Origin of the sequence: Bacillus sp. MM09(2025) (assembly GCF_050496725.1) — a bacterium.
Lineage (GTDB): Bacteria > Bacillota > Bacilli > Bacillales > Bacillaceae > Bacillus > Bacillus pumilus.
In genome coordinates this window covers 412,878-429,501 of record NZ_JBNWEN010000004.1, presented here as the reverse complement: position 1 = coordinate 429,501, position 16,624 = coordinate 412,878, and the positions used below count along the sequence as shown (strand labels likewise).

Here is a 16,624-nt window from a genome sequence, read left to right as displayed (position 1 = left end):
CATGATCAGGTAGTGTACAATTTATTTATAAAATAGCCCGAGTTTGGAGGAACGATATGAATTCTATGCAAATGTGGAGCAGTCGATTTAGAAAATTTTTTCTTGATAACAAGTTTGTTCTCTTTTTACTCGTCCTGCTATTAATCGGATTGAATATCCTTGTTTTCATGAAAACATCCTTTATTTTCACACCGCTCATTGTACTCGTCAAAACGATTGCCTTACCGATTATTTTAACGGGGGTCGTGTATTATTTATTAAATCCGATTGTCAATTTGTTAGAGAGGTTTAGAGTTAAACGAATCTTTTCAATTTTGCTTTTATATATAGTCATTATTGGCATTATAACAGTGACGATTGTGTCTATTATTCCTTTTTTACAAGCACAAATGATGAGCCTGTTTCATAACCTTCCGAAATATGTTGATACGGTAGAAGATCAGATTAGACAACTAACGGGAAGCAACTTCATTAATCAAGCGCAAAAAAACATGAATTTTAACGTCTCTGAATTGGTGAGCAAAGCGTCAAGTCAAGCGACGAAAATTTTGGAAAGTACCTTTACCGGAGTGGGGACGTTCTTAGGGGCGCTCACTGAAATCATCATCTCGATCGTGACCGTTCCGTTCATTCTGTTTTATTTATTAAAAGACGGCAAAAAATTACCTGACTATTTCTTGAAATTTATTCCGAATAAGTTTAGAGAACATACTCATATCGTGCTTCACGAAATGAACCATCGCCTGAGCTCTTATATTCTCGGACAGATCATTGTCAGCTTCTGTATTGGTGTTCTTCTTCTAATTGGCTATCTGATTATTGGACTTGACTATGCGTTGCTGCTAGCAATCATTGCGGCATGTACAAGTGTGGTGCCATACCTTGGTCCAACGATTGCGATTACACCAGCGATTGTGATTGCACTTGTGACATCACCAGTGATGCTTTTAAAACTGATCATTGTCTGGACAGTGGTTCAGCTCATTGAAGGGAAATTTATTTCACCTCAAGTCATGGGGAAAAACCTTCATATTCATCCGATCACGATTATCTTTGTTCTCTTAACAGCAGGTAAATTGTTCAGCGTAGTCGGTATCATTGTTGCGATTCCGACATATGCCGTCCTGAAGGTCATCACGACCCACTTGTTTGATTGGTTCAAAATGCGATCCAATTTGTATAAAGAAGAAAAGGTTTAATGTCATAATCTTTTTTTGAAAAAAATATAGTATCATAAAGACGAGCTTTCGATGAAGGAAGCTTGTCTTTATGTGGACATAGATGGTTGCCTGTTCAAAAGATCAGAATTGAAAGGAAAGAAAATCATGAATCTATGGGATTTATTCGTGGCACTGGTTTTAGGAATTGTCGAAGGATTAACAGAGTATGCACCTGTCTCGTCTACAGGTCACATGATCATTGTCGATGATCTATGGTTAAAATCAAAGGAAATCATTACGCCAGAGGCGGCAAACACATTTAAAGTCGTGATTCAGTTAGGCTCTATTTTAGCTGTCATGATTGTGTTCAAGGATCGGATTTTGAACTTGTTAGGCTTAAAGAAAAATATCACTGAAGAACAAAAGCGCAGCGGGCATAAACTGACCATTGCTCAAATCGCAGTAGGACTCGTCCCAGCCGTCATTTTAGGATTCTTATTTGAAGATTATATTGATAAATACTTGTTTGACGTGAGAACAGTTGCAGTCGGTTTGATTTTAGGCGCAGTGCTGATGCTTGTCGCTGACTGGATCAATAAACGTAAAACAGAAACAAGCTCTGTCGATAACATGACGTACAAACAGGCGCTTTATATCGGACTGTTTCAATGTTTGGCGTTATGGCCAGGCTTCTCTCGCTCGGGTTCGACGATCGCAGGTGGGGTTATTCTTGGTTTGAATCACCGTGCGGCAGCTGACTTTACATTTATCATGGCGATGCCGATTATGGCGGGCGCAAGCTTTTTAACACTTGTGAAAAATGCCGAATATTTAACAACAGACATGCTGCCATTCTTTATCGTCGGGTTTGTGAGTGCATTTGTTGTGGCTCTCTTCGTTGTTCGATTCTTCCTAAAACTGATCAATAAAATCAAACTGGTGCCTTTTGCAATATACCGAATAATCCTAGGTGTGATTTTATTTATCCTATTCATGTAATGCTGAAAACTACTCTTATTAAAGAGTAGTTTTTTGTTGTTTTAACTCTTTTAAACAGTAAAATCAACCTCTTAATTGGTAGAAAAAGAAGTTTTTTCATAAATTAGTGTTTAAGAGACAGGAGAAGGGGTAGTACATAAACATACCAATTAAAGGAGGAGTTAGAAATAATGAGAAAAACAAGCAAATTTTTTGTTAGTTCTGTGATCGCTACGTCAATGGTTGCTGCCCCTCTATCTCTTACGACTTTTGGTCAAACGGCTGAAGCTGCAACGACAACAGGTGTTGATGGAAGTGTCTCGATTGATCCAGTAGCCATTGCCGATAAAATTGAACAAGCAGTAAAATCATCTCAAAATCGTGATGGATTCGTAAAAAATGCGGCGTACAGCGCCTTCTATGAAGCAGGTCAAAACTATAACGTCGTTGTCCAAAACTTAAGCCAAGATCATGACTTTAGCGGACTGAACAATGTGGTTTACTATGATAGTGTTGAATATGATGGGATTACGTTTGGTATTTGGGTATTTGAAGATGGGACGTTCGTCAATAATGGTGACGGCGGCTATATTAACTGGACATTTGTTGGCAGCTTTGACCGTGAGGAAGGAAGCGGCACTGTTGATTTCCATAAAAGATTCTAATCTTATTGTCAAAAGTCTGCCGATTCACCGGCAGACTTTTTTTATAACGCACATTCTTCTATGTCAAAACCTAAATCTTCAATGATATGATGATCCGTTTGAACCTGCTGACCTTTTGTTGTTAAATAATCGCCTACGAAAATGGAATTTGCGGCATAAAGGGCAAGCGGCTGAAGCGTCCGTAAATTGAACTCTCTGCCTCCAGATACTCGAATTTCCTTGGTTGGATTGACAAACCTCATGAGTGCCAACACTTTCAATGCTTTGATCGGATGTGTTCGTTCTTGATGCTCAAGTGGTGTTCCTTCGATTGCATGAAGAAAGTTGACTGGAATGGAATCCGCATCAATGGCTCTGAGCGCAAAAGCCATTTCAACAATTTGCTGGTTGGTTTCACCCATTCCAATGATAACCCCTGAGCAAGGAGACATGCCCGACTGTTTGACCTCCTCAAGGGTCGACAAACGGTCATGATATGTATGAGTTGTCGTAATGTGAGCATGATGATCTTGATGTGTATTGATATTGTGATTGTACCGATGAACCCCTGCTTCCTTCAGCCGCTTTGCTTTTTCTTCATTTAATAACCCAAGACATGCACACACCTTCAAAGGCATGGTCTCAGTGATCTCTTTTACTGCTGCGGTCACCTCATCTAATTCTCTGTGAGAAGGTGCTCTCCCGCTCGCGACAATACAATAAGTCCCCGCTTTTCTCTTGAGCGCCTCACGCGCGCCAGCCACAATCGTTTTTTGATCAAGCATTGTATATCGTTCAACCGGTGCTTTTGAAATGATCGACTGTGAACAATAACCGCAGTTTTCAGGGCAATAACCACTTTTTGCATTAAAAATCATATTTAATTTCACCTTATTTTGAAAAAAATGAAATCGTACTTGGTAGGCTGCATGCATGATAGATAATAATTCTCTATCGTCAGTTTCAAGAATATCTAGACCTTCTTGCAGCGTGATCCGTTCATTTTTCAGCGCTTTCTCTGCTATCGCTTCCCAAGACAAAGATATGTGTTTTATCATCATCAGCCCCTCAATATGTAAACTCATTATAAATAAAAGTTAACATATTGGTTGGTCTATAGCAAGAATTGAATGTCTAGCTGGTTTTAGAGAATGGTCACATTATTAAAGGCGATGATATGATGTCATCGCCTTAAGTTTAATAAATTTAAAAGAGTTTTAGTAGGTAATTGTATAGTTGTTAATTACAAGTTCACCATCTGAATTTAGATATGATACTTTAACAAAGCCAGGTTTTAAATAGTAAATCCAAGTGAAATTTGGAGCAGTTTGTTTCAGTTCAACAGCATCTGTATCACCGGATAAAGTTATTTTACTGATTGGAATAGAAAAAGCACCAGACCATCCTACCTTAACTTTACGGTCGATCGTAATTACTTTATTCATAATAGGGGCTTTTGCTATAACTGGTTCTTTTACCTGAGCAGCTGCATGAGCACCTTCAGTTTGAGAGAACGTAAGAGCACCTAAAGCAACTAAAAGCAATGTGCAAGCTTTCATTAATTTTTTCATCGATAACACTCCTTTTTTTGATATATACATATATTAACAATAATAGAATAATATTTCAATTTAAAATGGTGATAAATAAGTATTTTTTGGTGAAAATTGTAATAAATTTTCGAATAGTAAATTGGAAGAATAAAAAATACATGATTTTTTGTTCGTCTTTTTTAGAGGGGAAAAGTGGCTTACTTAGTAAGAGATGCGTACTTATGATGCCATGAACCTGAAAGAATCTTGTTCAGTGCAAACAACATGAGGTTTTATCGAAAAAATGTGACACCCCCACTTTTATTTGAAGTAAAAGTGGGGGTGTCTACGGTCTGGGGCGATGTCTTGAGTCATCGCCTTTTCATATGTAAAGCTAGATTGCTTATCGAACAGTAATATAGTTAATCACAAGCTCGCCTAGTGAATTATAGTAAGAAACTGTGACAGATCCGCGTTGTACCGCACGAATCCAAGTGAAGTTCGGAGCTGTTTGATCTAATTGAATGGCATATGTTGCGCCAGACACAGAAATTTGGCTGGCTGGAAGAGAGACGGCGATTGACGAACCTACAGTAAGCGTGCGGTTCACTGTAATCACTTTATTCATAATAGGAGCTTTTGCTATGACTGGTTCTTTTGGCTGGGCAGCTGCATGAGCACCTTCAGTTTGGAAGAACGTAAGAGCACCTAGAGCAGCTAAAGACAATGTACAAGCTTTCATTAATTTTTTCATCGGTAACACTCCTTTTTTTGGTATATACATATATTAATAATAATAGTATTATATGTCAATTAAAATATATGAAAAAAAGAGTATTTATGGTGAAAATTGTCACATATTATCTATGAGGTCTCTCTTTTTTTAGGGGAAAAAGAGGCATAAAAAAAGCTGGGTGCATCCCAGCAATGTAAAGCTTTATGAAAAGAGATGATCAATCGTCGTCTCGCTGTTTTGGCTGACGGCCCTTTTGTTTCTCTTTTTCTTTAATGTAGTGAATAAAATCGATGGTTTGTCTTCGTGCTTCTTCGGAAAAATCGGAGGCAGCCTTAAACGCAATTTGCAAATCTGGATCGTCTGCAAGGTCGGCATCAATTCCGCCTTTGTCCTTACCTGTGAGAAGATAATCCGTTGAGACCCCATATAATTCGGCGATTTTCACAATCATTTCACCGTCGGGCTTTCTCAAGCCATATTCCCAATTTGCATAAGTGGACATCGCCTTTAATCCGAGTTTTTTAGCAACCGTTGACTTGCTCCATCCATGCTTCTCTCTTAATTCAGTTAAAATCTTTCCAGTCAAATTATCCATTGGAAACACCTTTTTTCATGTTATGAGTAAATTTTATCATGAATTACACGGAAAAGATAAATAATTACACAAAAAGAATAAAAAAAGATTGACTTACTCGTTTTGTGTATATTATCATAATGAATATAACTTACACATATTGAGTAAGAGGTGGAAAGATGAAACTTGAAAATTTACGAGAAGAACGCATTTTACAAGGGAAAACACAAACCTATATGGCGAAAAAGTTAGGGTATAAGTACACGAGCGGCTATGCAAATATAGAAATGGGCAGAACGAAGCCCAGCTTAGAAATAGCAAAGCATATTGCGGATTTGCTAAATAGGGGTGTTCAAGAGCTTTTTTTTGATCAAAAGTTACACAAAATGAGTAATTCTTTAAAGGAAGAGCATTTATTTGAAAAGGGGAGACGAACAAAATGAATATTGAACATCCAATGGTAGCGCAGATAAATGACTTTGGATATCCAAAAAGCTTCTGGTCATATGAAATGACACGTTATGGGTATCAAGCAGAGACTGAGGAGAGTGTGGAGGGATTTGAAGCAGATGAAACATCAGATGACGTTTGATGCCAGAAAGGAAGCGCAGCTTTGTTTAGTCCAAGCCGGTGGCTGGATGACCTTTCATCACCAGAAACCGGTGTTTGTTTTTTCCACATCAGAAGACAAGCAAACATACATGACCCTCTTGGCGGAAAAGCTCGCTGAAGCAAAAAAGGAGGAATCAAGACGACATGAAACGATGGAAGAAAATCATGGGAATCCTCAAATGCTTGCTAAAAGCGAGTAAAAACGAACAAGACATTCGTCAGTGGGAAAAGGATGACGGGAGATCATAACATGGTCATCCATTTCATCATTGAGACAGAGTTATTGTTCACAAAAGATACATTGATAAAAAGAATACGAGCAGCTGCAAAAGCGCAATGCTCGCAGAAAATAAAAGACGCACTATCACTCGAGATTCGTTTATTTGACGACATGCCGCTTGACATAGCTGACTGTCAAATCAAGCGTACATACGCAGAAAAAGGTTTGATACGCCCAGTGAACGTCAGCATCTTTCAGCCACGGCTACACCATATTCAAGAAGCACTTCATTCTATTGCGGATAGGGCCCCTCTACAGATCGTTGATTTAAGAGTTTCCCAGTTTTATAGTATGCGTCCAAGAATTGAAATCATTTTAAATACGATAGGTGATGGCACGAAGTCCTCACCAATTAAGGAGACAAGCATATGAACGAGCCAAAACAATTATTCATTCAAGAAAACCAGACATTTGTCGGTGAGATGGAAACAGGAAAAATCCAAGTCATCGTGTTAGATGGGAATGTAGGAACAGCTTATCAGATAGATGTACCTGAACATGGAAAAACCATTATACAAACAGCAAAAGGTCATTTTGCAAGAGTAGATCACGAGATCGGTTTTAAAATCAGCTAGATTACTGGATAGATCACAACATCATACGTCCAAGACGGAAAGCCTGCGGACACTGATCAAGACCCTATGAAAAGGGGACTGATTGGTGTCCGTTTTTTATTTTCTTAAAAAAGGGAGAGAGCCAGCATGCAAGATTTACTCATCGAATACAAACGAGCTTTAAAGGATGCTAGAAAAAGATATGAACCATTTAGAGAAAAAGAAGACAAACAGCTGTCAGATCAAGAGAAGCATGATAAAAAAATTATCGCTAGTATGGTCAGCGATCTCGAATACGTGGTGGAATGGCTTCAAATTGGCAGGCAGCCAGGCGCACGCAGAGGATTAGACAGACGTTCAGTCTATCAGCGCACCATCCTGGCAAATCCAGAAGTGTTAGAGGCTTTATCACATGAATATACACTTATCCAAGAAAATGAAAGAGAATTCAGTGAGCGGGACAAGAAACGAATTGATGAAGCCTTGTCCGTTTTAACGGACCGAGAAAAGGACGTATTCTTCATGCACACAACGCAAGGATTATCGTTTAGCGAGATTGCGATTATGCTGGATGTGAAAAAAGGAACTGTCCAAAAACATATGGAGAGAGCTCGGACAAAGATGTCTAAAAAAGTACAAGAACGCCTATTCGAAGCAGCTGAATAGGCGTTTTTTCTTTTACAAAATAAATGGAGCAGCACTTGTCTTACAGTTGCCACCTATAGTTAGAAAGACCAAACGGATGTTTGCTAGCCCTACACAAATGATTCCTTCACAGGAAATCGTTCGAATTAAAAGGAGGCGGCAGGTGAATGTAAATGAAAGATAAACGGATAGGAGCCAAGCAAGATTATATGAAAGGGATGACGTACCAGCAAATTGCTGATCATTACAATGTCTCAATCCATACCGTGAAATCATGGAAAAGACGATACGGATGGCAAAGGCAAAAAGGTTCGTCAAAGCAGGCACACTCGATCTTCAATCAGTTTCTTTCAGATGAAACAATTGAAATCATGGAGAAAATGGGCGGGCGTACATCCCTTGATTTAATCTGGGATCAAATTCAAATTCAATATGCTGCCATTATTCGGGCGCAGCGAATCATGTATGTGTCAGATCAAGATGACATGATCAAAGAGCTGAAAAAGGCGGCATACATGCCTTCTTCATTAGAAGAAACAGTAGAAGGCATTCAGTCAGAACAAGAAATCAGCACAGAAGAATATTCGTTTCAATTTTCATGGGATCGGCATGCTACCTTTTTAAATGCCCAATCTCGTGCAATGGGAGAGCTCAGGCGTCTCATTAAACAGTTTGAAGAGCTTGCACATGCGAAGGATGAACGAAGATTAAGACTAAAGCAAATTGAACTGACCATCGAAAAAACAAAAAAAGCAGTGCGCGAAGAAAAAGAGGAAGATCTTCACATCATGATCAAGCGAAAAGAGGATAACTCATGACGCCATTGATTGAAAAAGAAGTCAATCCTCACTTTGAACATTTTCTATTCGATTGGAATCAGAAGTTTCAATTTTTAGTAGGCGGTTACGGCTCCTCTAAAAGCTATCACATTGCATTAAAACTCATTTTAAAGCTGCTGGAAGAAAAACGGACAGCACTTGTCATTCGAGAAGTCTATGATACGCACCGCGAATCAACCTTTTCTCTATTACAAGAGATCGTCAGCGATCTTGGCATCGATCATGTGGTGAAGTGCCGCAGTTCGCCGCTTGCCTTGACGTTTCGAAATGGCAGCAGCATCTTATTCAAAGGGCTGGACAAGCCTGAGAAATTAAAATCGATTAACAACATCTCGATTATTTGGATTGAGGAGTGTTCAGAGGTTTCTTATGAAGGCTTTAAAGAGCTGCTTGGAAGGCTGAGGCACCCGTCTTTACCGCTTTATATGATGTTATCGACCAATCCTGTTGGTCAAGATAATTGGACGTACAGACATTTTTTTCGAGATGAACAGCTGAAGCGATTTGTCCTAGATGACGAAACCTTATACAAAAAGCGCACCGTTGTGATCAAGGATACGTACTATCATCACTCCACAGCGGAAGATAACCTATTTCTCCCTAAAAGCTATGTGAAGCAGCTGGATGAGCTGAAAGAATACGACCCAGACCTCTATCGAATTGCGAGGAAGGGCTATTTTGGGGTCAATGGAACAAAGGTTTTTCCTCAATTTGAGGTAAGAAATCATGCTGATGTATTAAAAGCGATTCAGCAGATGGACCGGCCGCTAAAACGAGCAGGCATGGATTTTGGATTTGTTGAATCATACAATGCGCTCATTCGATTAGCCGTCGACCATGAAAAAAAGTACTTATATATTTACTGGGAATATTACGACCGCGGGAAAACAGATGATGAAACAGCTGTTGACCTAAAAGAGTTCATTGAATCAAAGGAACTCATCAAAGCCGATGCAGCCGAGCCTAAAACCATTCACTATTTTCGGCAGCGTGGATTTCAAATGGTAGCAGCACATAAGTTCCAAGGCTCGCGTTTGCAGTATACGAAAAAGATCAAACGGTTTAAGAAAATCATTTGCTCTGATGCTTGTCCGTACACAATCTATGAACTTCAATCACTGACCTATAAGGCAGATAAGGATGGACGTTTAGAGGAAGATGCATTTCAAATCGATCCGCACACATTATCAGCCATCTGGTATGCGCTGGATGATTATGAAGTGACGGATTTGAAACAGACCGCCTCAGAGCGTGTCCGTCCAAACAGGGAGAGGAGGTCCATACAATGAAACAATTGAAAGCAACGATTATGAAGGCAAACATGTCTGATCATACAAAACAAATGTATGCAGATGAATTTTCCTATGAAAAAGATGACATTGTTCCCCCGCCATACAACATCAATGAATTAAAAAGCATGGCAGAATATTCAACCATTCTTCAGCAATGTATTGATGCGTACAAAACGAATATTTTAGGCTTTGGATTTGGGGTGGAATACGCCTTTGACTTTAATGCAGAAGGTGTAAAACCGGCAAAAAAGAAAGCCGCAGAAAAGGAATGGACAAGACTTGAAGAGTTTACGAAGTACATGAACTATGATGAGTCCGCTGATGTGATTCTTGGCTATGTCCTGGAAGACCGAGAGAAAACGGGCAATGGTTTTTTAGAGGTGCTGAGAGATGGACAAGGAAAGCCGGCAGGAATCGAGTATTTAGATGCGCTTCATATCCGCATTTGCAAGCTTAGTGAGCCAGTCGACGTCGAATTCAGCTACACAGAAAATGGCGAATTAAAGACAATGAATCGAAAGAAAAGATTCCGCAAATATGTGCAGGTGATCAACGAAAAGAAAGTCTTCTTTAAGGAGTATGGTGATCCGCGCATTTTGAACTGTGAGACAGGCAAGTATGATGACACCACACCAGAGCCGCTTCGCGCAACAGATGTGATTCATTTCAAAATTGGCAGTGGTACGTATGGGATTCCCCGCTGGATTGGCAACATCGTCAATATGTACGGGGCACGCAAGGCAGAGGAACTGAACTATCTTTATTTTAAACAAGGGCGGCATGTACCAGGTGCCATCATTGTCGAAAATGGCATGCTGTCAGAATCCTCTTATCAGCAGCTTCAAGACTATATGGATGATATTGAAGGATCTGATCACGCGCATAAATTTCTATTGCTTGAAGTTGAAGGTCTGCCGACAGAAAAAGGGTTAACGGGAGAAGAAGATGTCTCAAATGTCAAAGTAAACTTCAAATCTCTAGCCGAGATCCTGCAAGAAGATGCGCTCTTTTTAGAATACGATGAAAAAACAAGAAACAAAATCCGTTCTGCGTTTCGTCTGCCGCCAATTTACACAGGTGAGTCTCAAGACTATAACAAAGCGACGGCAGATACAGCGCGTAAAACAACAGAAGAGCAGGTATTTCAGCCAGAACGGCACCTCATCACAGGAAAACTCAATACTCTTTTTCTGCCGGATCTTGATATGTGGCATGTCCGTTTTCTATTAAATGGTCCTGATTTTAGAGATCCATTAGAGATTGCGAAGGTACTGACGCCATTTATTCAGGCGGGGGCAGTGTCACCTAACGATTTGCGCGATTTAGCAGGAAGAATTCTTGGAAAGACGCTAGAGGAATGGCCTGAGGAACTGTATCACCGACCTTTAGAAAGCCGCATGAAATCAGCTGAAGAAAAGCCTCAACCAGAGCCAGACCAGCTGACGAAATAAACAGAAGCGGGTGCGCTTTTTTGAAAGGGGGTGAACATATGCCAAGAGAACTAAAAAACGCTAAAATTACGCATGTTTCCTACGTGGACAAAGCAGCGAACAAGAAGAAATTCTTTTTGATGAAAGCAAAGAAAAAGCGGCCTGACTTTCAAAAGGAGGTCAGTGTCCTGACAAAGGCAGAAGATGCTCATCGCCTCGTGTACGGTGTCGTGTATGAGCCGAATACGCCTGATGCACATCAAGACTTTATGACAGCCAAAGAAATTGAAAGAGCGGCACACGGCTTTATGAAAGATGCCCGTCATATTGACAAGCAGCATGATTTTCAGGATGGTGTTGGCGAAGTGGTTGAATCATATATTGCTCCGGCTGATGTTGAAGTGGGTGGGGAGCTGATTCGCAAAGGATCTTGGGTGCTTGTGACAAAGGCTTCCCAAGAGATTTGGGATCAAATTCAAAAAGGCCACATTACAGGCTATTCAATGGCTGGAACGGCGGACATTGTCGCCATAGAAGAACAAGATCAGCTTCTATCTCAAGACACAAATGAGAGAGGGCTTTTTTCTTTGCTGAAAAATTTCTTTTTAAAAGAGGAAGGTGCAAACATGTCACAACCATTTTGGAACGTTTTAGACCATCTGTTGGAAACCTTACAGTCAGGTGATGGTGCTGAGGCGGATGTAAGAGCGGCCTTAGAACAGCTCATTCCAATCGTGCAGGACATCCTGAAGACAGAGCATGTACTTCAAACGATTGGTGAAAGGCCAGAAGACGTACAAAAAGAAGAGGCCGCTTTGACGACGGATCAAGTGCGAGAGCTTGAAAAAGCAAAAAAGGCCATTGAAAACGTCTTACAGCAGGCTGAACAACAGGAAACAGAACAAACAGGGGAAGAACCTGTCCAAAAAGTGCTCGAACAAGTCGTTGCACCCATCCGTCATCAGCTCTCTTCCTTAGAGAAATCAGCTAGCAGAGAAAAAGCAGCGATGCAGGAAGTGCTTGAGCAGCAGCTTTTGCCTATTTCAGAGCGGATTCACATGCTCGAAAAGGCAAGGGGCATATCAAAACAAACAATACACGATACACAAAACAACACGACAAAACCCATATGGGATGGCTTACTATAAGCCGAAATAAGGAGGAAACAGTGTGAGAAATCAAGAGTTGATTCGCAAGGCTGAAATGACACTTGCCAGCTTAAAAACCGGCGGTCTCATGAACGCAACCCAATCCAACACATTCATTAGAATGATGCAAAACACACCAACCGTTTTAAATGATGCACGCATCATTCCGATGGAAAGTGATTCACAAAAAATCGAAAAAATCGGTTTTGGCCAGCGTATTTTGCGTCCAGCAGAAGAAGGCCAAGCGCTTGATGCGAAAGACCGTGTTGTCCCAGCGACAAGCACTGTCCAGCTCAATGCAAAAGAGGTCATTGCAGAAATTCATATGACCTACGACAGCATTGAAAACAATATTGAAAAAGACGGAATTCAGCAGACAATTATGCAAATGCTGGCTGAACGAGCGGCAGTTGATATTGAAGAGCTCATCGTCAATGGGGATACGACTTCAACAGACCCGTTTTTAGCCCAAATGGATGGCGTGAGAAAACAAGCAGTATCTCATATTGTGGATGCAAATGGAGCGGAAATTAGCCGCCAAATGTTGAAACAAGCCTATAAAGCGATGCCGTCAAAATATTTACGTGTACCTCAGGATTTCCGTTTCTACACATCCCCAAGTTTAGAGGTGGAGTGGAAGGATCAAGTAGCAAACCGTCAGACAGCTCTTGGAGATGCGGTGATTCAAGGCGGACTTTCTTCTGCATTCGGTGTGCCGGTCAAAGGCCTTGCCAATATGCAGCCATATGACGAAGCGGGAACAGACGTATCAGATATTTTGCTGACGCACCCTAAAAATATTATCGTAGGTTTTTCTCGTCATATTCGAATTGAAGTAGAAAAAGATATTCGCAGCCGGAAATTTATTATTGTTCTGACAGCGAAGCTAGACAGCAAATTTGAGGAAGAGGATGCTGTAGCAAAAGTAATGAAAGTGAAAGAGTAGGTGACGGCAGGCCATGATTATTTCTCCTGAAGAACTGCAAGCCTATTCTGTATTTGAGCGTGTGAAAAATCGATCTGTAGAAAGACTGACAGCAGATATTATCGAAGCAGAAGCTGCGGTATTTCAGATCGTAGGTCATGATTTCTCAAGCGGAAAATATCAGCCCCTCCCTGAAAAAGCAAGAATCGCTTTATTAAAAATGGCCCAATATTTTGCCATGCTGAATGATGATGAATCTATGATGAAAGGCTTTACGTCAGAGAAAATGGGTGATTATTCATATGCGAAGGCAGCTGATCAAGTAAAAGGCAAACCTTACGTATATGCCCTGCTTGTCGATTACATTGAACCATCATTAACTCGCGGCAGTACCAAATTAAAGGTGAGATCATTATGAGTTATCAATCACTCTTAACAGACCGCTGTGATCTTTTTCACCTTGAACATCAGGAGGCTTCCCGAGGAAAATTCGGGATTCCAGCTGATGACTTACAAATGACTCTTTCCTATCCTGATGCGCCTAGCCTGACAGATCTGGCTTGTTATGTCATAGAAAAGAATCAGTCACTTGTGCAAGAAGAGCCGAATACAGTGATTTATCAGTCCTATCTTGTCCATTTTCCTTTAGCAAGTGATATTCGCCTGCATGACAAAATGGTGTGGAACGGCGTCTCACTTAAATTGCAGCAGCCCAAAATAGTGAAAAATCATCACATTGAAGTGATGGCAGTCAGGAAGGAAAATCTATGAAAATTGATGGACTTGACCGGCTGCTTTCACAGCTGGAAACAGCGTGTTCCGGCGGCTTAAAGGCAGAATATCAAGCTTGGCTAGAGGACATGGGTTTAGAGCTTTTGGACATCATTCAGGATGAGCTAATCAAGGAGAATGCTGTCGATACAGGCCGGCTTCTAAGCTCCTTTACGCAAGGAGACAAGGAGAATCACTTTCTCATGTCAAAAGGTGGTCTCACGCTGGAAGTGGGAACCCAGCTTGAGTATGCCTCCTATGTCAATGATGGACATGCTACTTCTTCAAGTGGAGAGCGAAGATGGGTGCCTGGCAGGTGGGCTGGCAGCCGTTTTGAATATGTTCCGAATGCAAAGACAGGAATGATGCTTGCTTCTCAATGGATAGATGGAAATGGCTATTGGGATCATGCTGTCATGCTCTATGAGCAAATGTTTGAGCAGTCGCTGGATCGAAAGCTTCAAAGCTGGTTCGATCGACATTTTGGGAGGTGATGAAATGAATCAAGAAGTCGGGGCAATCATGCATTATATTTACACACACTTTCCTGTAACAATGTATGATCGACTTTTGCCAGAGCATTTTCAAGTACCATCTGTTTATGTGCCGCCCGTAACAGTGATCAGCGGTCCAGATACGGTATCTACGTTTATGAAATCTTATTCGCTGCAAGTGAAAGTGTTTCATATAAATTCAGAAAAAGCGCATGACGCGGCAGAAATCATTGTTGATGCATTGCTTGCTGATCGTCAAATGATTCAGATGATGAGTGAAGATGGAGAGGTGCTTGATGATTATGTCCGCATAAAAAGAGTGGAAACCAGAATGTTAGATCAAGGCGTAGCAGCGATTGTCCTGACGTGGGATAGCAGTTATTGGTACAACCGAGACAAACAACCGAGCCTTGAAGACATCAATTTTTCAGATGGGGTGATCAAACGTGAGCAAGACTAAAAAAGCAGAGCCTGCCCAAACAGCTGGCGAAGAAAAAGAATTTGGCTTTTCATTTGAAGCCTTAAAGGAGCACAGTAAGGATCTTTTTGGGGTTAAACCAGAAATCCTTGAAGGTGCTCTTTTTTATATCAAACATCAACCAATTACAAAAACAGAAGCGAAAAAGCACATTGATGCTTTTTTGTCCAAGGAGGTTTAAAGGATGAACGGAGGCACATTTACACCAGGTACAGAGAAAAAGCGTCCTGGCATTTACTTTAATTTTAAAACAACAGCAGAGCAGCGAATCACTTTAGGTGATCGAGGTACGGTGGCACTTCCTCTTGTGATGAGCTGGGGAGAACCAAAAAACTTTATTTCCGTTTCCAATATGGAAGACTTAAATAAAAAGGTTGGACTCAATATTGATGACAAGTCGCTTCTTCTTTTCCGTGAAGCAAAGAAAAAAGCGCAAACGGTCTTGCTTTACCGTCTAAACGAAGGGGAGCCAGCCAAAGCTGAAATCTCAGAAAACTTTGTGGCCACAGCCAATTATGGCGGTCTAAAGGGAAATGAGATCACCATCCAAGTGGCAGAAAATGTACTCGACAGCACAAAACGTGACGTCATTACTTATCTTGGCACAGATATTGTGGATAAGCAGATTGTGACGGATGTCAAAGATCTTGTGAAAAACAAATATGTTCAATTTTCTGGTGAAGGTGAAGCAGTTATCACAGCTGGTATGGCACTAAGCGGCGGGAAAAACGGTGTGGCAAGTGTCGCAGATTATACAGCTTTCCTAGAAGCAGCAGAAACAGAATACTTTGATGTCATTGCGCTCCCAGTCGATAATAGTGAGCAATTAAAAGCAACCTTCGCTTCATTTATCGAGCGTCTACGTGATAAGCAAGGACGTAAGGTGCAAGGCGTTGTGGCGAACTATGCAGCTGACCAAGAAGGCATTATCAATGTGACAAGTGGTGTTGTGCTGGAAGATGGAACAGAACTAACACCTGCTCAAACAACAGCTTGGGTTGCAGGAGCAAGTGCAGGTGCAAACTTCAATCAGTCACTCACCTTTGTTGAATACGAAGGAGCAGTAGATACATTAGAACGCTTTGATAATGATCAAGTAGAATACCGATTATCACAAGGGGAGTTCCTCTTCACATTTGATGCGAGAGACCGCACGGTGAGTGTTGAAAAAGATATTAACTCTTTAACAAGCTTCACAGCTGAAAAGAATCAGCAAATGGCGAAAAATAAAATCATTCGTGTGCTTGATGCCATCAACAATGATTTAACGTTTGAATTAAAAAATCTGATTAAATTACGCAAAGCCAATGGCAATGACATTCCAGCATCTGATGATGGAGTACAGCTTGTGAAAACACTGATTACACAGTATCTCACACAGCTTCAAGATGGCAGCGGCATTACAGGCTTTAACTCAGAAACAGATATTGTCATCGGTCTCAATGAAGATCGTGATGGTTTTATCATCGATCTAGCTGTTCAACCAGTAGATGCAGCAGAAAAATTCTATTTCAATGTGGAGGTGAAGTAAG

Annotated in this window: 24 protein-coding genes; 20 read left to right on the top strand and 4 right to left on the bottom strand. The window is 40.8% G+C overall.

The window, feature by feature from the left end; all coding sequences use genetic code 11:
• Nucleotides 1–56 precede the first annotated feature (56 nt).
• From ACQYAC_RS08585 to ACQYAC_RS08575, 3 genes are all read left to right on the top strand, one after another.
• A complete protein-coding gene (locus ACQYAC_RS08585) occupies nt 57–1,199 on the top strand; it encodes an AI-2E family transporter (RefSeq protein WP_058013832.1) in 1,143 nt (380 codons plus the stop codon).
• Between the two features lie 126 nt (nt 1,200–1,325).
• Nucleotides 1,326–2,159: an undecaprenyl-diphosphate phosphatase gene (locus ACQYAC_RS08580; RefSeq protein WP_034660680.1), complete on the top strand. Its 834-nt coding sequence runs from the start codon at nt 1,326–1,328 to the stop codon at nt 2,157–2,159.
• 170 nt (nt 2,160–2,329) lie between these two features.
• Nucleotides 2,330–2,803 (top strand): hypothetical protein, encoded by a 474-nt coding sequence (locus ACQYAC_RS08575; protein WP_003212767.1) that lies wholly within the window; start codon nt 2,330–2,332, stop codon nt 2,801–2,803.
• A gap of 41 nt (nt 2,804–2,844) precedes the next feature.
• Here the strand turns inward: ACQYAC_RS08575 and bioB are convergent, their stop codons facing one another.
• From bioB to ACQYAC_RS08555, 4 genes are all read right to left on the bottom strand, one after another.
• Nucleotides 2,845–3,840: a biotin synthase BioB gene (gene bioB, locus ACQYAC_RS08570; protein WP_429943111.1), complete on the bottom strand. Its 996-nt coding sequence runs from the start codon at nt 3,838–3,840 to the stop codon at nt 2,845–2,847.
• Nucleotides 3,841–3,999: 159 nt separating this feature from the next.
• Complete coding sequence (locus tag ACQYAC_RS08565; protein ID WP_169055590.1) at nt 4,000–4,353, bottom strand: hypothetical protein; 354 nt, start codon at nt 4,351–4,353, stop codon at nt 4,000–4,002.
• Nucleotides 4,354–4,717: 364 nt separating this feature from the next.
• The gene (locus ACQYAC_RS08560; protein WP_003213146.1) at nt 4,718–5,068 is read right to left on the bottom strand and encodes a hypothetical protein; all 351 of its coding nucleotides are present in this window, start codon (nt 5,066–5,068) and stop codon (nt 4,718–4,720) included.
• A gap of 199 nt (nt 5,069–5,267) precedes the next feature.
• Nucleotides 5,268–5,645 carry a helix-turn-helix domain-containing protein gene (locus ACQYAC_RS08555; protein ID WP_044140780.1) on the bottom strand — a complete coding sequence of 126 codons (378 nt, stop codon included), beginning with the start codon at nt 5,643–5,645 and terminating at the stop codon, nt 5,268–5,270.
• A gap of 158 nt (nt 5,646–5,803) precedes the next feature.
• On the opposite strand from ACQYAC_RS08555, the gene ACQYAC_RS08550 reads away from it, so the two are divergent.
• From ACQYAC_RS08550 to ACQYAC_RS08470, 17 genes are all read left to right on the top strand, one after another.
• Nucleotides 5,804–6,067 carry a helix-turn-helix transcriptional regulator gene (locus tag ACQYAC_RS08550; RefSeq protein ID WP_058013834.1) on the top strand — a complete coding sequence of 88 codons (264 nt, stop codon included), beginning with the start codon at nt 5,804–5,806 and terminating at the stop codon, nt 6,065–6,067.
• Entirely contained in the window at nt 6,064–6,216 is a 153-nt protein-coding gene (locus ACQYAC_RS08545; RefSeq protein ID WP_429943110.1) for a hypothetical protein, read from the top strand. The genes ACQYAC_RS08550 and ACQYAC_RS08545 overlap by 4 nt, the downstream gene beginning before the upstream one ends.
• Complete coding sequence (locus ACQYAC_RS08540) at nt 6,194–6,436, top strand: hypothetical protein (RefSeq protein WP_244270758.1); 243 nt, start codon at nt 6,194–6,196, stop codon at nt 6,434–6,436. Before ACQYAC_RS08545 ends, ACQYAC_RS08540 begins: the two co-directional genes overlap by 23 nt.
• Before the next feature lie 50 nt (nt 6,437–6,486).
• Nucleotides 6,487–6,888: a holliday junction resolvase gene (locus tag ACQYAC_RS08535; RefSeq protein ID WP_429943109.1), complete on the top strand. Its 402-nt coding sequence runs from the start codon at nt 6,487–6,489 to the stop codon at nt 6,886–6,888.
• The gene (locus ACQYAC_RS08530; protein ID WP_012011053.1) at nt 6,885–7,091 is read left to right on the top strand and encodes an XtrA/YqaO family protein; all 207 of its coding nucleotides are present in this window, start codon (nt 6,885–6,887) and stop codon (nt 7,089–7,091) included. Before ACQYAC_RS08535 ends, ACQYAC_RS08530 begins: the two co-directional genes overlap by 4 nt.
• A gap of 126 nt (nt 7,092–7,217) precedes the next feature.
• Nucleotides 7,218–7,736: a sigma-70 family RNA polymerase sigma factor gene (locus ACQYAC_RS08525; protein WP_061409446.1), complete on the top strand. Its 519-nt coding sequence runs from the start codon at nt 7,218–7,220 to the stop codon at nt 7,734–7,736.
• A 152-nt stretch (nt 7,737–7,888) separates the two neighbouring features.
• Nucleotides 7,889–8,533, top strand: coding sequence for a phage terminase small subunit (terS, locus tag ACQYAC_RS08520; protein ID WP_169055585.1), 645 nt, complete (start codon nt 7,889–7,891; stop codon nt 8,531–8,533).
• An 8-nt stretch (nt 8,534–8,541) separates the two neighbouring features.
• Nucleotides 8,542–9,843, top strand: a complete 1,302-nt coding sequence (locus tag ACQYAC_RS08515) for a PBSX family phage terminase large subunit (RefSeq protein ID WP_429943943.1) — start codon at nt 8,542–8,544, stop codon at nt 9,841–9,843.
• A complete protein-coding gene (locus ACQYAC_RS08510) occupies nt 9,840–11,297 on the top strand; it encodes a phage portal protein (protein WP_429943108.1) in 1,458 nt (485 codons plus the stop codon). The genes ACQYAC_RS08515 and ACQYAC_RS08510 overlap by 4 nt, the downstream gene beginning before the upstream one ends.
• 38 nt (nt 11,298–11,335) lie before the next feature.
• On the top strand, nt 11,336–12,424 hold the full coding sequence (locus ACQYAC_RS08505) for an XkdF-like putative serine protease domain-containing protein (protein ID WP_429943107.1): 1,089 nt from the start codon (nt 11,336–11,338) through the stop codon (nt 12,422–12,424).
• Nucleotides 12,425–12,446: 22 nt separating this feature from the next.
• Entirely contained in the window at nt 12,447–13,370 is a 924-nt protein-coding gene (locus ACQYAC_RS08500; RefSeq protein WP_144461890.1) for a phage major capsid protein, read from the top strand.
• 13 nt (nt 13,371–13,383) lie between these two features.
• On the top strand, nt 13,384–13,767 hold the full coding sequence (gene yqbG, locus ACQYAC_RS08495) for a protein YqbG (RefSeq protein WP_144461891.1): 384 nt from the start codon (nt 13,384–13,386) through the stop codon (nt 13,765–13,767).
• The gene (locus tag ACQYAC_RS08490) at nt 13,764–14,120 is read left to right on the top strand and encodes a YqbH/XkdH family protein (RefSeq protein ID WP_058013843.1); all 357 of its coding nucleotides are present in this window, start codon (nt 13,764–13,766) and stop codon (nt 14,118–14,120) included. Before yqbG ends, ACQYAC_RS08490 begins: the two co-directional genes overlap by 4 nt.
• Complete coding sequence (locus tag ACQYAC_RS08485; RefSeq protein WP_429943106.1) at nt 14,117–14,614, top strand: HK97 gp10 family phage protein; 498 nt, start codon at nt 14,117–14,119, stop codon at nt 14,612–14,614. Before ACQYAC_RS08490 ends, ACQYAC_RS08485 begins: the two co-directional genes overlap by 4 nt.
• Nucleotides 14,615–14,618: 4 nt before the next feature.
• Nucleotides 14,619–15,074, top strand: coding sequence for a hypothetical protein (locus ACQYAC_RS08480; RefSeq protein WP_058013845.1), 456 nt, complete (start codon nt 14,619–14,621; stop codon nt 15,072–15,074).
• Nucleotides 15,061–15,273: a hypothetical protein gene (locus tag ACQYAC_RS08475; RefSeq protein ID WP_003212736.1), complete on the top strand. Its 213-nt coding sequence runs from the start codon at nt 15,061–15,063 to the stop codon at nt 15,271–15,273. The genes ACQYAC_RS08480 and ACQYAC_RS08475 overlap by 14 nt, the downstream gene beginning before the upstream one ends.
• Nucleotides 15,274–15,276: 3 nt before the next feature.
• Complete coding sequence (locus ACQYAC_RS08470; protein WP_429943105.1) at nt 15,277–16,623, top strand: phage tail sheath family protein; 1,347 nt, start codon at nt 15,277–15,279, stop codon at nt 16,621–16,623.
• Nucleotide 16,624 lies beyond the last annotated feature (1 nt).

Excerpts from the sequence above, each read along its gene's own strand:
- ACQYAC_RS08485 (WP_429943106.1), top strand. The coding sequence starts at position 14,117 with ATGAAAATTGATGGACTTGACCGGCTGCTTTCACAGCTGGAAACAGCG.
- ACQYAC_RS08545 (WP_429943110.1), top strand. The coding sequence starts at position 6,064 with ATGAATATTGAACATCCAATGGTAGCGCAGATAAATGACTTTGGATAT.
- ACQYAC_RS08505 (WP_429943107.1), top strand. The coding sequence starts at position 11,336 with ATGCCAAGAGAACTAAAAAACGCTAAAATTACGCATGTTTCCTACGTG.
- ACQYAC_RS08490 (WP_058013843.1), top strand. The coding sequence starts at position 13,764 with ATGAGTTATCAATCACTCTTAACAGACCGCTGTGATCTTTTTCACCTT.
- bioB (WP_429943111.1), bottom strand. The coding sequence starts at position 3,840 with ATGATAAAACACATATCTTTGTCTTGGGAAGCGATAGCAGAGAAAGCG.
- ACQYAC_RS08540 (WP_244270758.1), top strand. The coding sequence starts at position 6,194 with ATGAAACATCAGATGACGTTTGATGCCAGAAAGGAAGCGCAGCTTTGT.
- yqbG (WP_144461891.1), top strand. The coding sequence starts at position 13,384 with ATGATTATTTCTCCTGAAGAACTGCAAGCCTATTCTGTATTTGAGCGT.
- ACQYAC_RS08575 (WP_003212767.1), top strand. The coding sequence starts at position 2,330 with ATGAGAAAAACAAGCAAATTTTTTGTTAGTTCTGTGATCGCTACGTCA.
- ACQYAC_RS08470 (WP_429943105.1), top strand. The coding sequence starts at position 15,277 with ATGAACGGAGGCACATTTACACCAGGTACAGAGAAAAAGCGTCCTGGC.
- ACQYAC_RS08555 (WP_044140780.1), bottom strand. The coding sequence starts at position 5,645 with ATGGATAATTTGACTGGAAAGATTTTAACTGAATTAAGAGAGAAGCAT.
- ACQYAC_RS08535 (WP_429943109.1), top strand. The coding sequence starts at position 6,487 with ATGGTCATCCATTTCATCATTGAGACAGAGTTATTGTTCACAAAAGAT.
- ACQYAC_RS08530 (WP_012011053.1), top strand. The coding sequence starts at position 6,885 with ATGAACGAGCCAAAACAATTATTCATTCAAGAAAACCAGACATTTGTC.
- ACQYAC_RS08585 (WP_058013832.1), top strand. The coding sequence starts at position 57 with ATGAATTCTATGCAAATGTGGAGCAGTCGATTTAGAAAATTTTTTCTT.
- terS (WP_169055585.1), top strand. The coding sequence starts at position 7,889 with ATGAAAGATAAACGGATAGGAGCCAAGCAAGATTATATGAAAGGGATG.
- ACQYAC_RS08510 (WP_429943108.1), top strand. The coding sequence starts at position 9,840 with ATGAAACAATTGAAAGCAACGATTATGAAGGCAAACATGTCTGATCAT.
- ACQYAC_RS08525 (WP_061409446.1), top strand. The coding sequence starts at position 7,218 with ATGCAAGATTTACTCATCGAATACAAACGAGCTTTAAAGGATGCTAGA.
- ACQYAC_RS08580 (WP_034660680.1), top strand. The coding sequence starts at position 1,326 with ATGAATCTATGGGATTTATTCGTGGCACTGGTTTTAGGAATTGTCGAA.
- ACQYAC_RS08565 (WP_169055590.1), bottom strand. The coding sequence starts at position 4,353 with ATGAAAAAATTAATGAAAGCTTGCACATTGCTTTTAGTTGCTTTAGGT.
- ACQYAC_RS08560 (WP_003213146.1), bottom strand. The coding sequence starts at position 5,068 with ATGAAAAAATTAATGAAAGCTTGTACATTGTCTTTAGCTGCTCTAGGT.
- ACQYAC_RS08550 (WP_058013834.1), top strand. The coding sequence starts at position 5,804 with ATGAAACTTGAAAATTTACGAGAAGAACGCATTTTACAAGGGAAAACA.
- ACQYAC_RS08480 (WP_058013845.1), top strand. The coding sequence starts at position 14,619 with ATGAATCAAGAAGTCGGGGCAATCATGCATTATATTTACACACACTTT.